The organism is Ruegeria sp. AB11 (assembly GCF_056536325.1).
Genome location: NZ_JBQFJO010000001.1, coordinates 1,929,466 through 1,949,338 on the forward strand (window position 1 = coordinate 1,929,466; position 19,873 = coordinate 1,949,338).

Annotated in this window: 16 protein-coding genes and 2 pseudogenes; 9 read left to right on the plus strand and 9 right to left on the minus strand. The window is 55.6% G+C overall.

Annotated features, from left to right (window positions below; all coding sequences use genetic code 11):
- Positions 1 to 3: 3 nt before the first annotated feature.
- A complete protein-coding gene (locus tag ACR3EJ_RS09720) occupies positions 4 to 288 on the minus strand; it encodes a DUF2218 domain-containing protein (RefSeq protein WP_170541103.1) in 285 nt (94 codons plus the stop codon).
- Positions 289 to 408: 120 nt separating this feature from the next.
- On the opposite strand from ACR3EJ_RS09720, the gene ACR3EJ_RS09725 reads away from it, so the two are divergent.
- Complete coding sequence (locus tag ACR3EJ_RS09725) at positions 409 to 1,296, plus strand: LysR family transcriptional regulator (RefSeq protein WP_170541100.1); 888 nt, start codon at positions 409 to 411, stop codon at positions 1,294 to 1,296.
- A gap of 380 nt (positions 1,297 to 1,676) precedes the next feature.
- Here ACR3EJ_RS09725 and ACR3EJ_RS09730 read toward each other — a convergent pair whose 3' ends face one another.
- Positions 1,677 to 3,266 (minus strand): tetratricopeptide repeat protein, encoded by a 1,590-nt coding sequence (locus tag ACR3EJ_RS09730; RefSeq protein WP_170541097.1) that lies wholly within the window; start codon positions 3,264 to 3,266, stop codon positions 1,677 to 1,679.
- A gap of 117 nt (positions 3,267 to 3,383) precedes the next feature.
- Between ACR3EJ_RS09730 and ACR3EJ_RS09735 the strand changes: the two genes are divergently transcribed.
- Positions 3,384 to 3,764 carry a hypothetical protein gene (locus ACR3EJ_RS09735; RefSeq protein WP_170541094.1) on the plus strand — a complete coding sequence of 127 codons (381 nt, stop codon included), beginning with the start codon at positions 3,384 to 3,386 and terminating at the stop codon, positions 3,762 to 3,764.
- Between the two features lie 419 nt (positions 3,765 to 4,183).
- On the opposite strand, the gene ACR3EJ_RS09740 is transcribed toward ACR3EJ_RS09735, so the two are convergent.
- The 4 genes from ACR3EJ_RS09740 to ACR3EJ_RS09755 form a co-directional block, all read right to left on the minus strand.
- On the minus strand, positions 4,184 to 5,920 hold the full coding sequence (locus ACR3EJ_RS09740; RefSeq protein ID WP_170541091.1) for a Mur ligase family protein: 1,737 nt from the start codon (positions 5,918 to 5,920) through the stop codon (positions 4,184 to 4,186).
- A gap of 14 nt (positions 5,921 to 5,934) precedes the next feature.
- The gene (gene cphA / locus ACR3EJ_RS09745) at positions 5,935 to 8,736 is read right to left on the minus strand and encodes a cyanophycin synthetase (RefSeq protein WP_170541088.1); all 2,802 of its coding nucleotides are present in this window, start codon (positions 8,734 to 8,736) and stop codon (positions 5,935 to 5,937) included.
- A gap of 15 nt (positions 8,737 to 8,751) precedes the next feature.
- Entirely contained in the window at positions 8,752 to 9,648 is an 897-nt protein-coding gene (locus ACR3EJ_RS09750; RefSeq protein WP_170541085.1) for a cyanophycinase, read from the minus strand.
- A gap of 65 nt (positions 9,649 to 9,713) precedes the next feature.
- Positions 9,714 to 9,917, minus strand: coding sequence for an amidohydrolase family protein (locus ACR3EJ_RS09755; protein WP_260022931.1), 204 nt, complete (start codon positions 9,915 to 9,917; stop codon positions 9,714 to 9,716).
- A 197-nt stretch (positions 9,918 to 10,114) separates the two neighbouring features.
- Here ACR3EJ_RS09755 and ACR3EJ_RS09760 point away from each other — a divergent pair, with 197 nt between their 5' ends.
- From ACR3EJ_RS09760 to ACR3EJ_RS09770, 3 genes are all read left to right on the plus strand, one after another.
- The gene (locus tag ACR3EJ_RS09760) at positions 10,115 to 10,465 is read left to right on the plus strand and encodes a hypothetical protein (protein ID WP_170541082.1); all 351 of its coding nucleotides are present in this window, start codon (positions 10,115 to 10,117) and stop codon (positions 10,463 to 10,465) included.
- A 650-nt stretch (positions 10,466 to 11,115) separates the two neighbouring features.
- A complete protein-coding gene (locus ACR3EJ_RS09765) occupies positions 11,116 to 11,328 on the plus strand; it encodes a hypothetical protein (RefSeq protein ID WP_170476667.1) in 213 nt (70 codons plus the stop codon).
- A gap of 241 nt (positions 11,329 to 11,569) precedes the next feature.
- Positions 11,570 to 12,379, plus strand: coding sequence for a hypothetical protein (locus ACR3EJ_RS09770; RefSeq protein WP_170541080.1), 810 nt, complete (start codon positions 11,570 to 11,572; stop codon positions 12,377 to 12,379).
- 430 nt (positions 12,380 to 12,809) lie between these two features.
- On the opposite strand, the pseudogene mgrA reads toward ACR3EJ_RS09770, so the two are convergent.
- Positions 12,810 to 13,841: pseudogene (mgrA, locus tag ACR3EJ_RS09775) on the minus strand (L-glyceraldehyde 3-phosphate reductase).
- Positions 13,842 to 14,399: 558 nt separating this feature from the next.
- On the opposite strand from mgrA, the gene gntH reads away from it, so the two are divergent.
- The 4 genes from gntH to ACR3EJ_RS09795 all read left to right on the plus strand — a co-directional run bounded on the left by gntH (position 14,400) and on the right by ACR3EJ_RS09795 (position 18,139).
- Entirely contained in the window at positions 14,400 to 15,584 is a 1,185-nt protein-coding gene (gntH, locus tag ACR3EJ_RS09780) for a guanitoxin biosynthesis MBL fold metallo-hydrolase GntH (RefSeq protein ID WP_170541077.1), read from the plus strand.
- A gap of 352 nt (positions 15,585 to 15,936) precedes the next feature.
- Positions 15,937 to 16,296: a group I truncated hemoglobin gene (locus ACR3EJ_RS09785; RefSeq protein ID WP_170541074.1), complete on the plus strand. Its 360-nt coding sequence runs from the start codon at positions 15,937 to 15,939 to the stop codon at positions 16,294 to 16,296.
- A gap of 713 nt (positions 16,297 to 17,009) precedes the next feature.
- On the plus strand, positions 17,010 to 17,297 hold the full coding sequence (locus tag ACR3EJ_RS09790) for a transposase (protein ID WP_170703282.1): 288 nt from the start codon (positions 17,010 to 17,012) through the stop codon (positions 17,295 to 17,297).
- Positions 17,298 to 17,323: 26 nt separating this feature from the next.
- On the plus strand, positions 17,324 to 18,139 hold the full coding sequence (locus ACR3EJ_RS09795) for an IS3 family transposase (RefSeq protein WP_480423335.1): 816 nt from the start codon (positions 17,324 to 17,326) through the stop codon (positions 18,137 to 18,139).
- A gap of 232 nt (positions 18,140 to 18,371) precedes the next feature.
- Here ACR3EJ_RS09795 and ACR3EJ_RS09800 read toward each other — a convergent pair.
- Positions 18,372 to 19,497, minus strand: a pseudogene (locus tag ACR3EJ_RS09800) (IS3 family transposase).
- Between the two features lie 76 nt (positions 19,498 to 19,573).
- A complete protein-coding gene (locus ACR3EJ_RS09805) occupies positions 19,574 to 19,873 on the minus strand; it encodes a hypothetical protein (RefSeq protein WP_170541071.1) in 300 nt (99 codons plus the stop codon).

Genomic DNA, 19,873 nt, shown 5'->3' on the forward strand with positions numbered 1-19,873 from the left:
GTTTCAGGACTGCGGCCAGGTAACAATGAGCCTTTCTCGAAAGGCAAAACGTTCCAGATGTGATCCAAGCACGGTTTCGATTCGTTCGAGTTGCGGGCGATCTTTGGCATGTGCGCTGAGCACAATCCGGCCACCCACCGCGCGTAATTCTCCCGTACCAAAACCGAACCGGATCACCTGAGCGTCCTTCACATGGGTGACATCAGCCTTGTGTGCAAAATGCTTGCACATCTGCTGCACATAAGCGTCGGCCTTGGCTCTCGTTACTTCAGTGATGGACGTGATCATGTCGTCTGGTCCTTGGCAGGTGTTTGGGGTCCGTTGTTTGGCCTTGACGACAATGTGGGACAGAACAACAAAATTGATAATCCGGCTTGTGTGACACTCTTTATTCGATAAAATCGAATAATGTACCAACACCTGCAAAGTATTGCCGCCTTTGTGGCGGTGGCCGAAACGGGAGCCTTCAATAAAGCTGCCGACCGGTTGGGCGTGAAACCCTCGGTGGTCAGTCACCATGTCTCAAAACTGGAAGATTATCTGGGCGCGACCCTGATCTACCGAACCACACGTAAGCTCTCGCTCTCAGAGCATGGGCGCCTGTTGTTTGACGCAAGCCGAAACTGGATTGACCATACCGGGAATGCGCTGGAACAGATAAGGGATGCCCAGAACGAGGCAATCGGTGCGTTGAACGTTGCCCTGCCGACGTTCTTGCCTGATCCACGCATCGAGGCATCCATCCTGAACTTCATAAAGATCCATCCCAATGTGTCGATTGCCCTCAACTATTCAGACTGCGTTACAGATATGCTCGACGATCACATTGATCTGAGCATCAGGGTCGGCTCCCCGTCTGACTCCAGTTTTTTGACCAGGAAACTATCGGTGGTTTCCCATAATTTGGTCGCATCTCCGGAATTGCTGGTCAGATGCGGAACACCCGAGACTCCTCAGCAATTGGAAAAAATGCCGTTCGTGGCAATGGACAGTTTCGGCGACAGCGTCGTGCTCGAACGTGATGGCGAAAAAGCCGAAGTCCATTTCCAAACCTCACAACTCTATACGAACAGCATTATCGGGGCGCTATCAGCGGCAGAGGGCGGGGTTGGTTTCGCCATCATGCCTCCAGCACTATGCGGGGATGCAGTTGCCGCTGGGAGACTGGTGAAACTTCTTCCGCAATGGACGCTGCCAACTTGGACTGTGCAGGCGATCTGGCCGGACACCTCTCGCAGGCTTACCCTGACAAAGCGCTTGCTCGATCACATAGCGATATCCCTGAAGACAAGCTAATTGCAGCAAGCAGACCTTGGAGGCACTGCAGCGAAAGCTCGCTTCGTCTGCGAACTGTGAGTTCGAAGGAAATTGGATCATGTAGGCGCAGCGAAAGTTCGGTCTAGTGAAAGCAGCGTCGCGGCACTTGACTATATTGGCAAGGTCTGGATTGGGCCGATGGCTAGGTAATGGCATGCGGGGCAGGGGCCTGTGCTGCAACGTCACCAAGGTCCGCACTGAGCCCATAGGCGCGGATGCTGCGGTCTGCTCGAACTGGTAGTATGCCGATCTAGGGGACATCTGAGAGAAATCATCGGATGTCCGGTTCGGTAGGAAGATGCGCAGCCACATTGCGGCGTGAACGGACGAGGCCGTTCATGAGAACAGCTCCAAGGGGTTTACTCTGCAGAAAGTCCGGATCTTTTCAGGTCATCCAACCAACGGTGCAGGGAACCATCTGCAATCCATTGAGCCTCGTGAAGTTCTTTCTCTTGGGAAGCCGTCCAGTCTGGTTCCTTTGCAAGGAACGTTCTCAGCGCCTTTGTCGCCTTCCCGTCTTCGCCGAGGCACATGTGAATGGTTGCGAGCAGTTTATGCGCTTCGGGCGGAGGCGCCGACAACCGGCTGAAACTCTTCAATGCCTCCTCGCAACGATGATCCTGCCAAAGGACCCATGCACTCATCCAGGAATGTATGAAACTGGGAAGTGGATCGATGCGTTCAGACCGGGCAAGGGCCTCCAGAGCGCGTTCGTTCTGACCGAGGTAGAATTGAGATTGCGCTAGGGCGTTCAGCGCATCGGCTGAAGACGGATTGAGTACAATTGCGCGCTCAAAGGCCTCAATGGCAGCGATCTGGTTTCCCTGCTGCATTCGCACGCGTGCAAGTGCGAAATGGGCCGCGTAGTTCTCTGGCGCGAGGCTCACGGCCTTTTGGGCGTGGTTGATAGCTTCTTGCAGGGTGATTGAGGAATCCTCGGCCCAACCGAAGCGGAGCTGGGTCCGCAAGCTGAACGCCAGGCCGATATGTCCCCACGCCTCCTCGGGATAGCGCCTGATGGAGGCGCGGTTGATCGCGATGGCAGCCTCGACCTTTTCGCGCGACGGACCGCCCAGCAATGTCTGTCGCGACTTGTGGTTCAGCAATAGGGCGTCGACTTCGTTCTTCCCGCCGATCTTTGCCTGTTCGCTGGAAACAAAGGCCTCGACGGCATGGGCTACTCGTTCGCCGATTTGGGCGGTCACATTCAGCATGTCATCAATCTCGGTGTCGATCTGATCCGACCAGACATGCGTGTTGTCCGTCGCATCAATCAACTGCGCGGTAACCCGAAGTTGGCGCCCGTCGAGATGCTGGCTGCCTTCCAGGACGTAGCGGGCGCCAAGCGTTTTGCCGATCTCGGAGATTTCATGCGTATCACCCCGGAAACGTTGGCTGGAGTTGCGCGCGATGACCGTCAATTCCGGGTAACGAGCGAGATTGGCGCGTACTCCTGCGCTGATCACATCGCCAAGTGTTCCCTGCCCGGTTTCTGGGCTGTCATCCGCGAAGGGAAGCACGGCAACAACGCGGGGAGCGCCGACGGTCGGGCGGGTCACCCAGATCGCTGTCAATACCACCGCCAAGGAAAGCACAGCTACAGTCGCCCAGTGAATCGGTTGCATGCGAGTTCGCTTCGGGTCGGGTGTTGGCACCAGGCGATAGCCCTTCCGGGGGATCGTCTGTACGAGTGTCTTGTCCTTGTCGTCGATGGCTTGACGAATCTCGGCGATGCATTGCACGAGGCTGTCCTCGCTTACATGCGCGCCATCCCAGACGGTTTCGAAGAACTCCGACTTCGAGATGACCGCTTCCGGGGATTTCGCAAGCATGAGAAGGACTTCTCTCGTCTGATGGCGCAGCTCGCAATCCTCTCCGTCTGGCCCGCGAAGGTGGCCGTCGGCTCGGTCCAAAACGAACGCTCCCAATCTGATTTCGGAAGATTTCATGGTTTTTCGTTTCTCGACTGGCGGTCTGCAACCCAGTCTAGACCGTGACAGGCATATCGCCAACACGAACTGCCGAACTTGTCTGTCACAAGGCAGCACCAGCGAAAGGGAAGCACTATGAACAGCTTGGCGATCATAGGAATATCGGGCGTCGCCGTCGGGGCCTGGGCCTTGGCGGCTGTAATCTCGTTTGCACCCTTGGAAGGTGCTAAGGAGAGGTCGGGGAAAATGCCTCCTCACGCCCCAGATCAAGCGTTGCTTGCAGCCTACGAAACCTGCTCCGGGGCTGCGGAGGTTCGGCTGCTTTCCATTTCGGAAGCGAGCCTTTGTGCGAACACATACCTGCGGCTAAAGCTTTCTTTCCTTCCGGATGTGAATCTCGAAGAATTTCGGTCGCTTCCGGCATTGGAGCGTTGGGAGATCCAGCAGCAAGGGTATCGGGCGCTACTGGATTGGCGGGAGAATGGAGAACATGTACCAACCGCCTCCACTCATTGATCCAGGCTGACCCGACTCGGACATTCGTCCAATCACGTCGAATTTCGGCTTTGCGCAGAAAGCGCCAATTGGTCATCCGGGGCCAAACGGCCGTTTGGTCCGCTGACTGTGATTTCGACCGGCCCCCGTTTTTGCGCTCGCGGCGAATGTCTCCTCTGACGGGCCGCGTCGCAGCGACGGTGACCAAGGCCGAATGGCAGGAACGGGCCGCTATGGATCTGGTGTTGTAAACAAGGTGGGTCCGCGCACTTGATTTTGCCATGGAGAAACCCAGGCTTTTTTCTCAGCTAATCATTGCCGGTGAACTAGAAATCCACCTGTCAATCAGTGTCTGAAGCCCAATTGGATACCTGCATTGGGTTATTTGGTAGTGCCTCGTGTTGGTTGTAACTCCTTGAATTCGGTAGCCGGCCTTGTTTTTAACCATCGAGCATCGCGAGAACGGCGTCGCGATCGGATAGCACTAGCAGCAAAGCAATATCACCCGGCTCCAGCCTCTCAAGTATCATTGAAGCGGCCTGTGAGGGCGACGTAGCTCTGAGTATTTGTTTCGCTTCATACCTATGTTCCAAAGCTGTTCGTTCGATCAGATCAGAAATTTCTCCTAATTCGCGACCCCTTAAGTACCCTTCCAACTCTGTTGCGACGATCACATCAGGTTGGAAGTTCAGGGCTGTCGCTGTTACGTCACAGATATCTTGATCTGATCGATCCCCTGCATGGCTGAGCATGATGAAACGCCGTTTGGCCGGCAAACTCGACAACGCATCGCAAACTGCCGAAATTGAATGCGGATTGTGGGCAAAATCCACAAAAATCTGGGCTCCGTTGTGCCGAAACTCGTTGCAACGTCCTGGGTTATCTTTGGCGTCTGGCTTGAACCCCGCCAGCCCGTCGCGCAACGCCTGTTGCGGCAGACCCAGTGCCAGAGCAAGGCACAGGGCCGCCAGCGCGTTCTGGATGTTGTACTTTGCGGCCCCGCCCATGGTCAGGGGAACGTCGGCGACGGGGATCACAATTTGCTCGGTCGTGCCGTCGAAAAAGACAATTTTCCCGTGTTGAACATATGCACAGCAAGTACCGGTTTCCCGCGCGTGACGGATCAGATCATTCTGTGCATCCAGAGAAAACCACCAGATGTTCGCCGACGTGTTTTCCGCCTCGGCGCGGACATACGTATCATCGGCGTTCAGCGCCAGCACGCCGCCCTCGGCCAGCGTGCGGTGGACGGCGAATTTGGCCTGCGCAAGTTCCGGCACTGTGTTGACGCCGAACTGGCCCAGATGATCATTCGCCACGTTGGTCACCGCCGCAGCCGTCGCTGCGCGGGTCGGCAGGCCCCGGCGCAGGATGCCGCCCCGGGCCACTTCGAGGCAGGCGACCTCAAGCCGTTTGTCGCGCAGCAGCATCCGCCCGCCACCGGGGCCGGAATAATCGCCGCGGTCCAGAATATCGTCACCCACCCGCACAAATTCGGTCGAGGTCAGCCCCGCCACCTTGCCCGAGGCGCGTGCAATCGCTTCGAGCAGCCGGGTTGTCGTGGTCTTGCCGTTGGTTCCGGTGATGAAGGCAACGGAGATGTTGTGAAGGCCGGACCAGTCCACATCATTGGGGGCGGGCAGCGCATCGACCGACCAGACCTGACTGCCAGTGCCGTGCCCGATCGAGATCTCATCATCGTCGCACAGGATATCCACGCCATGCGCCTCGGCCGCCTCGATTAGGGCGATCAGGGCGGGGTTGGATTCGCTGGCCATGACACCTTTGACATCACCCACCATCTGATCAAAGTCGCCCGAGTGTGCGTCCAACAGCTCGGCGGCGCAGAAATGCCAGGCGGTCTGCGCCGCGAAGATCGCGGAATAAAGCTGATCCATCGGGGCCGAGATGGCCAGATTGACGCCGCCGGTGAAGGTACGGTGGGTCACGCTCTGATTCTGCCAGCCAAGCGCATTCAGCACCCGGCGCGCATGAGTTTCCCACAGCGCCGTGACCTGCGCGGCGTCGATCCCGGTGAAGAACACATCCATCACCGCGCCGGGCTTGTTCCACAGCAGGCCGGGTCCGGTCAGGCGTCTAGCATCATCTACCCGGATATGATCGGCGGTCGCGCTTTCGATGGTCAGCGCGGTTTCAAGCTGTTCGATCCGATCCATTGCGATGCCCCCGATCAGTCCGCGTCTTCGCTGATGTCGCGGGCCAGACGCACACCGCGCGCGTCCCGGATCAGGTTCTGATCGCTTTCGAACATCTCTTCGAAGGAGGTATCGACGGGTCTGGACACGGGCGCGGCCTCGATAACAGGCGCTTTGCCGTCCGAGTTGAAATAGATTATCTGTTTCCAGCAGCGCGTCGTGTCATCGCCAAATATCACTAGCAGATCGCCCGGCGCGGCCTGCTCCAACCCGGCCTTCACCGCCTCGACCTCATCAGGGATGATGGTGATTGCCGCGTCGTCCACGCCGTTGTCGATCAACGCCTGACGCATCATCTGCGGCACCTCGTCATGGCCGCGCCCCCGGCGGCGGTCATCAGCCTTGCAGATGAATTGGTTGAAATGTCCGGCCAGCGCGGCGGCTCCGTCAACGATGTCCTCATCGCGCCTGTCGCCGGGCATGGCAACGACACACAGTCTTCGTCCCTTGATCTCAAGCTGGTCGGCCAACGCTGCCATCGCCTTGAGCGCAGCAGGGTTGTGGCCATAGTCCAGGATCACCTTGAAGGGATGTTCGTCATAGACATTCATCCGTCCCGGTGCCTGGAAATAGCTGGTGTCAAAGGTCCGCAGCCCGTGGCGGATATTGTCCAGATCCACACCGAAACTATAGGCCATCGCAGCAGCGAACATCGCGTTTTGCACATTGAAGATCGCCTTGCCCTCAAGCGTGGCGGGGATCAGATGCGACCACAGAACCGGGATATGAAGCCCGTTGTCATAGATGGTCAGCATATCGCCATTCATGCCTTTTTCCAGCACGATGGCCCTACCGCCCGCCTTGATATGTTCCTTGACCAGACTGTGACCCGGGTTTGTCGTTACATAGAAAATCTGACCCGCTTCAGCGTAATCGGCCATTTTCAGACAGTTGATGTCATCGGCATTCAGCACCGCCGTATCGGTGGCGCTTTCAACCACGACGCGCTTGACCACGGCCAGTTCCTCAACGGTATTGATGCCGCCAAGACCCAGATGATCCGCCGAGACGTTCAGGCAGGCCGCCACATCCGAGCGCTGATAGCCCAGGCCCGACCGCACCAGCCCGCCACGCGCGGTTTCCATAACTGCAAAATCGACCGCCGGATCACGCAGGACGATTTGAGCGGATTTGGGTCCCGTCATGTCGCCCTTGACGCTCAACTTACCGTCTACATAGACGCCGTCAGTGGAGGTCATGCCAACGGTCTTGCCGCTGGTTTTCATGATATGGCCCAGCATCCGCGAGGTCGTGGTCTTGCCGTTGGTGCCGGTGATTGCCGCAATCGGGATGCGGGTCTGTTCATTAGCTGGGAACAGCATGCCGATCACATTGCCCGCCACGTCGCGCGGCTGACCTTCGGACGGGGCGACATGCATCCGGAAACCGGGGGCGGCGTTCACCTCGACAATCGCGCCGCCGATATCCTTGTAGGACTTGGTGATGTCATCAATCAGGAAATCGACGCCGCCCACGTCCAGCCCCACCGCCATGATGGCACGTTCGGCCATGTCGCGGTTGTCTGGATGCACCACATCGGTCAGGTCAATGGCTGTACCGCCCGTCGACAGGTTTGCCGTGGAACGCAAATAGAAAACCTCGCCATCCGGCAGCACCGTCTCTTCGGTTACGCCCGCGTTTTCCATCAAACGTTTGGCCTGATTGTCAATCTCCAGCATGGTCAGTACTTTTTCATGCCCAATGCCCCGGCGCGGGTCTTCGTTCACGATGTGGACCAATTCCGCAATCGTGTGCTTGCCGTCGCCGACCACATGGCCTGGCACCCGCTTGGCCACCGCGACCAGCTTGTTGTTCACCACCAGCATCCGGTGATCGAACCCGGTGATGAAGCTCTCCACCAGAATGGCGCGGCTGCGGGAATGCTCCTTGGCCTCGGCAAAACCCGCCTCGACTTCTTCATCCGAGTTCAGGTTGATCGAAACACCACGCCCGTGATTTGCATCCAACGGCTTGACCACCACCGGGTGGCCGATCCGACCAGCAGCCCGCACAGCCTCGCGCGCGGAATAGACCATGCGCTGCTGCGGCACCGGCAGGCCTAGATCGTTCAGCAGGTTATGAGTGTCTTCCTTATCGCAGGAAATCTCGACCGAGATATGTTTGGTCTCGGACGTGATCGTTGCCTGAATACGCTTTTGGTATTTGCCGTGCCCAAACTGCACCAGCGAGCCGGAATTCAGCCTGATCCAGGGGATGTCCCGCTCCTGTGCCGCCTTGACCAGCGATCCGGTCGAGGGGCCGAATTCCTTACGCTGAGCGCGCAGAACAAAGCTGCGCAGCTCCTCATCCCAGTTGAATTCCGGATCAAAATCGTAATCCACCTGATCTTTCAGGGATTGCGGTAGCAGATGCATCAGCATCCGCATCGCCAGCTTGCCCGCGTCCAGACCGACGTCGCGCTGGCGGTATTCGTAGACCATGTTGTACTGGCCCGGCTCGCCTGTGCCACGGGTCCGGCCAAAGGTCACATCGGTGCCAGCCACATTCTGCACTTCGATGGAGCAATGTTCCAGCACATGCCCCAACCAGGTGCCTTCATCCTCACGCAGGCGGCGGAGGAAACCGCCGGGTTCTCGGTAGGAACAGCCATGTACCGCAAGACCGGGAAGAGCCTCAACCAGCGCGTCGATGAACTCGGAACCAATTTTTGCCGAGGGCCAGTCCTCCAGAATACCCAGATCGATGACATGGCGGATGACCGGAAAACTTGCCCAGACATTCGGGCCGACAAAGACATTGGTCGAGATTATTTTCATGAGGCTCCCCGTTGGTTAGCTTTTTGTTTCTCCCCCGCTGGCGGCCTCATTCCCGGACAGGTCCGGCAATGTGCAGAACGCCAGATGCTCATTCGGCGGAAAAGCCTGGCGAGCCGTCAGATCATAACGGCACCCTTCGCCCAGAACGTCAAGGCGAAGTCCCAGAAGGCTCAGCGCCTCACCCGCGCGCGCGTCCCACATGGACGAATGGGTCAGGTGGCTGGCGTCCACCACCGTGACTGTTCCGCTGCCAACCACTTCCAGAACGTTGTCGGGTCCGATGAAGGCCGCCGTGTCTTCATCAATGCCCAATCCAATCAAAAAAGGGTTGAAAGATGAAGCCGTTAGCAGACGCCCGAGCCGGTTACGCTGAGTAAAATGCTGATCTATGATGACGGCGTTGGTCAGGCCCATGCCCGGTGCCAGCGTTATATTGCCTTCTGCCGGGGCGGAATTGCTGCTGCCACCGGCAACCATATGCTCGGACATGATTGAGGCCCCGGCCGAGGTTCCGGCAATCGGCACGCCCGCCGCGTTGCGACGTCGGATTTTCTGTGCAACCAGCGTGCCTCCCAGAATCGCCGACAGGCGTAACTGGTTGCCGCCGGTCATGAATATGCCGGTCGCGCGGTCCAGCATCTCGGCATAGTCGGGATTGTCGCAATCGGCCCGGCGCGAGATCGGCAGAAACTCGACTTGCCCTGCGCCAAGCTCGGAGAAGATGCGGTGATAATCCGGCCCTGTCTCCTCCAACATCGAGGCGGTCGGGATCACCACGATATCGGCGTCCGCGCCGCCCGACATCTCGACAAACTTGCGGTGGATCTGCATTTCCTTGACGCGGTCTTCGCCGCCGCCAACTGGAATGATGAACCCGCGCGGGGTTTCTGCATCAACGGGTGCAGGGCACATATCTTAACTACCTTCCGGTGCTGAAGCGGGCAGCCACCGGGGGCCGCGCGGGCGCTTACATCTGTTCATACATGCCCCGCTGGGCTATCTGGCCACCGCCGACATGCCATTCCCCCCAAGGCCATCACATGCCGCACGGCAAGGTTTTCGTCAAGAACCACCAGATCCGCGTCCATTCCCACCTTCAGACGCCCTTTGCGGCGCAGTTTCAGCAGATCGGCCACATTAGAGGTGAACGGGGCCAACGCGTCGGACAGCCGCGTAGGCAAAAGGCGGGTCTGTCCTCGTTCCGTGAATTCGATCTACACCGGGAATTTGCACGTGCGGCGAATAGACGGTCTGGTGAAGCTGCACTGCGGCGGCAAGACATGTGGTGAATGTCTCTTATGGGCCGGTCCTTGACGGTGGCGCAAGCCCGAGGCAGGGTGAATGCCGCTCTGAAAGAAACGCCAGCTTGGAGGTCGAAATGAGTGATGGATCAGCAAGTTCCGGGCCAATACTGAGGTTGTTCCAAGTCCAAACAAAGCCTGGCCGTGCGGGTGAACTGATCGCGAAATTCGGGGTGACTTCCGCGGAAGTAGTGCACGGACGCCCCGGGAACTTGGGTTATTTCTTCGGCCACGGTGTCGGCATGGATGACGACTATGTCGTCTTTACATCAGTACGGCGCGACATCAAAGCGGTGCAAGAGCGGTTCGGGGAAACGTGGCAGGAGTCTTTCCTTCCTCCAGGCTACGAAGAGCTAATCGAAGAGTGCTCTATCCGCCATATAGATGTGGGGCAAGGCTGGCATTTGGACTTTTCCCACGGGACTTAGGTGGGCAGTACTGGGACATATTGGTTTCTACAAAGTCTCTACCGCGATGGTCCGACAGGGTGGGTTTTTCGCGGTGCAGCGAAAGTACGGTTTGGTTAAGGTCCGAATTGGGCCGCTACCAACGGCTGCTGTCAAAGCGGACTGCCCGCAGTTCTGCTCCGAGCCCTCGCTGTGAATTCAATATTCTCGATACGTGCGCTTGCCGCACAAATCCTTCTGCAGGTGCGCGAATTTTCGTGCTGAAACGCGGCCTCAAAACCAGTCAGTAGAGACAACCTTAGCACTTATCGGAAAATGGACTCACAATGCGAGCACGGAGCTGACATTTCAGAGTTTCGGTATTCACTTGAACTGCCTCTAATCGCCAATGTCACAACAGTGCCAAAAACGCGACAGTGCATTGGCGGTTCATGTTGAGACCAAAACGTCATAGGCTGTGAAATGGGCTGCAAACGGAGGAACCAATCATTATACGAACAATCGTACTCGCGCTTGTGGCAAGCGTCATTGCAAGCCCTTCTTTAGCAACGTTTCTTGTGTCCTGCGAAGCGCCTGATGAGTCAGGCGTTGCGGTAGCATTTGGCTTCGGATCCGTACCCGGCCTTGCGATTGTCAGCGCGATTATCCACGCGGATGGACAGGACTGGAGCATGACAGAGACAGAAGGTGCGCTGCCCCTTGTTTTGGCTCAGGGGGCTGCGGAGAACACGCACACGTTGCTGGATTTCGCCGATCCTGAGTTTGACCGCATTGTTGCATCAGTGCGGCTGATAACGGCTGTTGAAGGCGACGACCAAATCACCGTTGGCACGCTCAAGATCCCGGAGGTCGGGGTCTTTCCGCTGGTCTGTGAAGGACCTTGACCCCCATCTTCGCTAGAAACGTGTGGGCGGGCACGGGGAGAAAACCAATGCCCCCGCCCTAGTGAATGAACATCCAGTAATAGCTTCATTTTCCGTTTTTTAGCGATCTCAGCCCACACCTGGCCTATAGATATGAGGTTAACTCCCGGGACATGTTCAGAAGTGGCATTTTCTAGCTACATTCCAGACTACGCCCGCCCGGCAACCTTCTAACGGCCGTGCCACCGCAGGAGACAGTCGCATGATCCAAGAAATATATCGACCCGGAGATCCAGTAGCTGACATTCTCTTCAATTGGCTTCCTTTTCTTGGGATGGTTGCGCTCGGCGTAGTAGGATTGGTCATCACCGCGCGGGGCTATCGGCACTATCTGAATTCGACATATTTGAAGCGAGCCGGTCGACCTGGGCAGGCGCGTGTGACCGACAAATGGGTCAAGAAGGGCCACGTTGGTCGCGACGAACGGAATCGCACCAAACCTTCGAAACGTCACTTTTTGCGCTTCCAACTTTTGGATGACCCGCGCGCATTTTCCCTAAAAGAAGTTGCTCCGATAGACCTTTGGAACGCGGTCGAGGTCGGCGACATGGTCGACGTGCTCTATCACCCGCAGCGGCGCTTGATGCGCCTTGCTGCCTGGACGAACTACAGCGGGGCAAACGCAGGTGCAGCCCAGATGGCAATTGGTGCGATCATGCTGTCAGCAGCCGTCGCTTCTGTTGCAGAAGGCGCAGTCTCGGCTTTGCGAAGTCCTGAGCAGCGTATTGCTGGCGAAACTTGGGTTCGTAGCAAGGCAGAGGTTTTGAACATGGGCAAGCCTGCGGATCCGTATCTGCGCATATTTGCTCCAGGGTCCCGGATGATCCGCGTTGTTTTTGGAGAAACCCATGGCGGCGCATTCTTAGGGAATGAGCGCATTATCCATGTGACACCAGCAGAAATCCACACATACGACATCGACGAAGACGCGATCCTAGTTGCCTGGATGGACCCGGAGAATGAATTCAATGCTGTTCTGGACCTTGAGCGGCGTGACACAGATTTGCGTTGATTGTTTTGGATCGAATTGTACGGCGACAAATACACTCAGATGGTGGGTTTGTCCCGGATTCTGTGATTGATCGCGGTCGCAAAGAAAGTGCAGTCTTGATTCTGAAAAAGTCGAAGTACTGAATGACCAAATTGGCAACGCGAGCATCGACATCGCTTTGTGTCTACCGCATGTGAACACGTGCTGCGACAGCGCTCTCTGAAATTCAAAAGTCTAGAAGGTCCGCGTGTCGCATGTTGATGATTTATCTGATGCTGCGTTGTCGATGAATGTCGACAATGTGGCCTGCGACCGCAGCAGTCGGATTGGCTGGTGAATGTCTCTTTTGGGCCAGTCAGTCTTGATAGTTATTTAGCCGAGCTGCAGAAGCTGAAGCCGCCAACATTATCAAGCTCCAAATGGTCTTGGGTTTTAGCACTTCTAAGATTGGTCATTCTGTTTCTGACGACCGAGCCCACAAATTGATATCTTCTTCCGAACTGATTGCATCGATCCTTGCCAACTCTTCATCACTGAAGGCGAGGTTATCGACTACGCCTGCGCAATCTACGATCTGACCCGGCCGGGACGCACCAATAAGCGCGGTCGTTACGCGTCCGCCTCTTAACACCCAGGCCAGGGCCATTTGCGCCAGAGTTTGCCCGCGTGCCTCAGCCATGTCGTTCAGAGCACGGACACTTGCCAGAGATCGCTCGTTGATCATGCCATCGAGCAGCGACTTTCCTTGTTTAGCACGGCTGCCATCCGGGATATCGCGCAGGTATTTTGACGTTAGAATACCTTGTGCCAGCGGCGTGAACGCAATCGATCCTACCCCAAGATCGTTCAGGGTATCGAGCAAACCGTCCCGCTCCACCCAACGGTTGAGCAAATTGTAAGAAGGCTGATGAATTAGACACGGTGTCCCGAGGTCGTTGAGAATCTTCACCGCCTCGCGCGTGTGTTGGGAGTTGTAGCTCGAGATGCCTGCATAGAGCGCGCGACCCGACCGTACGATATGATCCTACGCGCCCATCGTCTCTTCGAGCGGGGTGTCGGGGTCAAAGCGGTGTGAATAAAAGATGTCGACGTAATCAAGCCCCATGCGCGCGAGTGATTGGTCACAGGACGCGATCATGTACTTGCGCGACCCCCATTCTCCGTAGGGTCCCGGCCACATGTCGTAGCCTGCTTTGGAGGAAATGATCAATTCATCCCTGTAGCCCGCGAAATCAGTTCTTAGGATTTCGCCAAATGCCTCTTCTGCCGATCCGGGTGGTGGACCGTAGTTGTTCGCCAGATCAAAATGAGTGATCCCATGGTCGAATGCGGTCCGACACATTGCTCGCTTGTTTTCGTGCGCCGAGTCTGCACCGAAATTATGCCACAGGCCCAAGCTGACAACAGGAAGCTTCACACCCGACCGCCCACATCGCCGATACACCATTCGCTCATAGCGGTTCGGCTCCGGAGTGTAAGGAATGGGTTTTGGCTTTGGCGGTCGTTGAGCTTTGGTCATGCGCACATAATCAATGGAATGTTGGGCCTGTCAAACGGATCAACTCCGGTAAGTTCGACACGAGTTTCTGCGCATCCTAGATGGGTGCTTATGGTTAGTCTTACTCCAGCACCAATGTCTTACGATTTGATCGATTGCATTCGGCACCGTCGCATGGACGCAACGAATGTCCGCAAAGCGGGCTGCAAACGCAGCATCAATATGGCGGGTTGGATGTCTGCTCTGGGCCGTCCGCGATCGGGCGCTGAAACGATCCTGAGCGGATGCTGCACTGCCTCCGATGTCCACAACGAGCCCATATCAGAATTTGGCAAATGGCTTTCCACCCTACCGATAATTTTGCGTTTTAAGATAAGACTTGTCAGATGTATTCTGAAATTGCGATTCTTTAATGAGTCGAATCCGCGCAAATGATTATTTTGCCAGATTCCTTGTGAGGGGGGATTATCAATGATGCATTCGGAGTCATATTTTCGAACAGTGGTACTTAGCGCTGGGGTTTTCGCGGCTTCGGCCACCAATTTGATTGCAGAAGACCAAGGTCCGTCTGAATGGTCAAGAACCGAACCTTACCCCAATCAAACTGTCTATTATCCTGGAACTGAAGCCCTTGGCCCTGACGAAATGCGGGTCATCGCTTGTGGAACTGGAATGCCTCAACCACGTCTGAAACAAGCTGCTGCGTGTTTTTTAGTCGAGTTGGGTAATGGTGAAAAATTCATCTTCGACATGGGTGAAGGATCATATGAACGGATCATGGCGCTTGGAATTCCTTTGGACCAGCTGGACAAGGTTTTCTTGGGTCACTTGCACCTCGATCATGCAGGCGACTTTCCGGCGTTCTATTTCACTGGCCCTGTGAATAACCGACTGACGCCTGTTCGTCTTTGGGGACCCGAAGGGATAAAGCCCGAATGGGGCACCAAGGCGTGGGCGGATCACATGATGAAAATGTGGGCGTGGGAAGAAGCAACTCGGGGAGCGGCCGTAGATCCACGTGGACTGCAACTAGAGGTGAACGAATTTGATTGGAAAGCTGTGAACAACGTCATTTTTGACGAAAATGGAGTTCAGGTTAGAACATTACCAGCAATTCACGGTGAGCAGGCCGTAAGTTTTCTACTGGAATGGAATGACCTCAAATTTGCCTTTTCTTCCGACACACTTCCGACGCGCTGGTGGAGAGAGCACGCGGACGGTGCGGATCTTGCCATCCACGAGTGCTTTACTCCTCCGGAGTTTATGATCGAGAAATACGGATTTGAACCGTCAGAGGCCATTTTTGTGGGATCGCAAGGGCATACTGCTGCGCAAGCATTTGGGAAGATCATGTCAGAAACGGAGCCGCGATTGGCGGTCTGCTATCACTTCCAAAACGATCATGACATTGCTCTAGCAGTCTATTCAGCAATTCGGGAGACATATAGTGGCCCGTTGGACTTGGCGGCTGACTTCATGACATGGAATGTGACTAAAGACGAAATCCGCACCCGCCAAGGTGTACCCAATGAAGAGTCTTTCCCAGCGCCAGTTCAGATGGCGAAGCAACCACCGGACTCGGCAGCGGAATTCCCGTTTTCTGAATTCGACCTAGAGAGTATGGACCTTGGAGCCGCTGAAGCCACAAACGACATGATCGAAGCTTTCAACGAGCGCTCTGGAAACGATGAGGTAGGGGCTTACACCAGCCTACCGTTCAAGGAATAGCACACAAAGACTCCACGCTGATCTACTACTTAGGTTTCAAGGGGCGGCTTTGTCCGCAACCCAGACCTCCGTCTGTCTTCTAAGTTTGCGATCGCAGCGAATGTCTCCTCCGGCGGGCCGCACTGAAGCCCGGTGACCGAGGTCGATCGACCGCTTTGAGCCGTTCTTCGCAAGACTTAACCATGCCTCGGACTGAGATACTGCATCAACACCAGCGTCGGCTCTGAGACCAGAGTGTTCATCGTTTTTCAAGGTGAGCTACGATCAATTTCGTAGCCAAAATGCAATAGATTTGGCCCCAATTAGAATACCGTGCTAGCGTCTGAGAAACGCCGAAAAAAAGGGATATACAATGTCTGGGACACTTTATGATCGCCTGGGAGGGACGGAAGGTATTCGGCGAATAGTTGACACGCTGGTGGACAATCACTCCAAAAACCCAGTTGTCTCTGCTCGATTTGCAGGAAGTGATATAAAGCACCTCAAGCAAATGGCGGGGGACTTCTTTATTACTGGTTCTGGTGGACCTGGTATCTATGCAGGCAAGAATATGGTTAGCGCTCATCGGCACATGAACATCAGCGGAGACGAGTTTGTCGCAGTATTGGACGACGCCGTGAACGCATTAAAGGCAAACGACGTTGGTCAACGGGAGCAAGAGGAAATCTTGTACATTCTATATAGCCTCAAAGGGCAAGTCGTTGGGATTTGAGTATTGCGTGAACGGAGTACACACAGAAAAGTGTAAATTCGGTCATTGGATTATTTTTTGTGTGGAGCCGGTATCGCTCGGGTCTTGTTGAACGTCCACTGATGGTACCAATTGACAGTGAGGCTGAGAGCTTTTTCTTGGTCTCATTCTTGCTGTCGTACTGCGTATGATCGCGTTGGGAAAAAAGTGGTGTGCTATATGGCAAAACTATTTGCAGGAACTTTCTTCCTTGCTGTGGCAGTTTCAGCCACTATAGCTGCGGCAGCCACAGCGGTGGAGTGCAGCAACGCCGGAGGGTTAACCGAAATGATAAATGGAGAAGCGGTATGTTCTTTTCCCGGCAGAACTTGCCCAAGTGAATGGAAAACATATCAGTCGCTCAGACAATGGCGCCCCAAAACTTGTGGAGGCTCGCAATGCACGGGCAAAGATGAATGCACCACGAAGCAGGGTTGGTCAACGAATCCACCAATGTGTGTCTATGAGAGCGGTAGAAATTCTGAAGGTGATTGCACCAAGAGAAACGAATGCGAGGCGGACCGAGTTGTTCGGGTAGCCTGCACCAAATGAGTTTGAGGTGTTGCTCCAGCGACTCCAAGAAACCTTGAAAAAAATCATTCGTGCATTGTAGGCAGCACAGATGTTCGCCTTAGGCAAGTGTCTTTGCCCCCTAAACTTGGGCCACTACTTTGGCCGAGAAGGGGGAACAAGGGATGGCTCGGAAGCGATACTCGGACGAAGATATTCTGAAGCTGCTGCGTGAGATTGAACTGAAGCTGGCAGATGGCGACGATGTTCGGACAGCCTGTCGTGGTGTCGGTGTCAGCGATGCGACCTACTACAATTGGCGGCGTCGGTTCGGTGGCATGGGCAAGTCGCAACTGTCGGAGTTGCGCAGCCTGGAGAAAGAAAATACCCGGCTGAAGAAGATCGTGGCCGAACTGGAACTGGACAAGCTGATCCTCAAAGAAAGTCTGAACTACCTAAAACCGAGGGCCTGACGACGAGCCAACTTCGTCAGGCCGTCATTCATGCTCGCCAGAAGCTTGGCACATCAGAGCGTCGCACCTGCAAGGTGGTCGGCCTTGCACGCAGCTCCATGCAATACCAGGCCGTAGAGAAGAACGATGATGCTCTTCGACTGGCCATGATCCGTCTGGCCAAGAGCTATGGCCGGTATGGCTACCGTAAGGTGGCGCAGCTACTTCGGGTCGAGGGCTGGCGTGTCAATCACAAGAAGGTAGAACGGCTGTGGCGGGAGGAAGGTCTGCAACTCCCGCAGCGGCACAAGAAGAAGCGTCGCCTGTACCACAAGGACAGCTCGATCATTCGACTCCGACCGACGCATCCTAACCATGTCTGGAGCGTCGATTTCGTTCACGACAAGCTGAGCAATGGGCGGAGCTACAAGATGCTCACGGTTTTGGATGAATACACCCGCCAGGCGCTCGCAGTGGAAGTTCGGACCCGCATGGGTTCTGAAGATGTGCTGGAGGTTCTCTACGGGCTGTTCCTGCGCCACAGAAAGCCTGATTTCGTTCGAAGCGATAACGGCCCAGAGTTCTCTTCACGGGCAACCCAGAGTTGGCTCGAGAAGGTCGGTGTGAACCCGATCCGGATCTACCCGGGCTCTCCCTGGGAGAACGGATACAACGAGAGGTTCAATGGAACGCTCCGCCGCGAGGTTCTCAATTCCGAATGGTTCACAACGACCAAGCAGGCACAGATCGTGATCAATTGCTGGCTCAGGCAATACAACCACACCCGACCGCATCAGGCCCTCAACATGCGCCCACCAGTCCCCGAAACTCTAGTCCGAGATGGCCCAGAACACGGGGGCTAGACACAAGTGTTGCAAGAGTCAAAAAACTTGGCTTCGGGCAATTACTGACGGCAGCTAAGTCCGCACTTCGGTCGTTAATCTGAACTCGTCGAATGACTGGTGTGAGCCCAAAGTGGCGAACGCAGCACAGTAGCCGAATGTCGAAATTGGGCCGGGCTGTGGTACATGTCCAAAGTCTCTTGTCACTTCCCTGACCACTGATCAGCCCCACTTGTGTGGTCCAATTTGATTGTTAGTGCATGACCGGCCTTTGGTCCATTTGAACGATGGTTTCCGGGGTCGGCGGTTTATATCCCAGAGCACTGTGCGGGCGTTTTGTGTTGTAGTGTTTCCTCCATTCTTCGATCAAAATCTGCGCTTCTCTTAGACAGTAGAAGACTTCTCCATTCAGGGACTCATCTCTGAACCGCGCATTGAAACTTTCACAGTAACCGTTCTCCCATGGGCTGCCTGGCTCGATGTATGCAGTCTTTGCTCCAACTGCATTGATCCAGTCTTGCACCGCCACGGCAATGAACTCAGGGCCATTGTCGGAGCGAATGTAGCTTGGCACACCGCGCATGATGAACAGGTCACTCAGCACGTCGATGACATCGCTGGAGTTCAGCTTGCGATCCACACGGATCGCCAAGCACTCCCGGCTGTACTCATCGATGACGTTGAGCGTGCGGAATGCCTTTCCGTCATCCGTTCGACAATGCACGAAGTCATAGCTCCAGACATGGTTTCGATGCTCCGGCCGCAGCCGAACACACGATCCATCATTTAACCAGAGCCGTCCCTTCTTTGGTGTTTCATTGGCACTTTCAGCCCCTCCCGACGCCAAAGCCTTTCGACGCGCTTGTCATTCACCTGCCAGCCCGCATCTCTCAGCAAAGCCGCGATCCGGCGATAACCGTAGCGGCCATGCTGGCGGGCCAATTCTATCATTTCCGCCACCAGGCGCTTCTCGTCAGCTCGACCTTTCGGCAGCTTTCGCTGTGTGGATCGGTGCTGTTTCAGGACGCGACACGCCCGGCGCTCTGAGACACGCAGTTTGTGGCGCACATGGTTGATGCAGGCACGGCGACGGGCGGGACTCAGTAGTTTCTCTTGGCCGCCTCCGTCAGGATCAGTTTGTCCAGGGTAAGATCCGAGACGGCCTTTCGAAGACGCTCATTCTCTTTTCGAAGGCGCTTAAGTTCCTTCAATTGATCCGCACCCATTCCGCCGTACTTCTTCTTCCAGCGATAATAGGTCTGTTCAACAACACCAATCTGCCGGATCGCATCCAGACGGGAGATGCCTTGCCCCATCAATATCTCAACCTGCCGCAACTTCGAGACAATCTCTTCCGGCTTCGGTCGCTTGTTCGCCATGTGGTTCCTCCATTTTCTTAACCATAACGGCGGACCACTTCAGAGGGAGAGGATCAGGAACACGATGAAAATGGCTTTAGTCACGGGTAGACGCAATGGGCGCGATCTCCGTTGTCTGCGGTGGATTTGCAAAGGTTGGGCCGACGGTTGCGCGATATGTGGCAAAGGAAGCGGAATTCAGAAATGCTTGTTTCGTCGTGTCATTAGGAAACTCCAATACGCCAAAAAAACGTAACGGGTCTTCTGTGGAAAAACACGAATAGTGCAGGCCATCGATGCCTTCTGATTTCAAACCGTCAACCAATGCCTTCATTGCGATGGTCTGTGCTTCGCGATCGCTTTCTAATTTGAGAGTGTATTGTACCAGCAGGCTCAT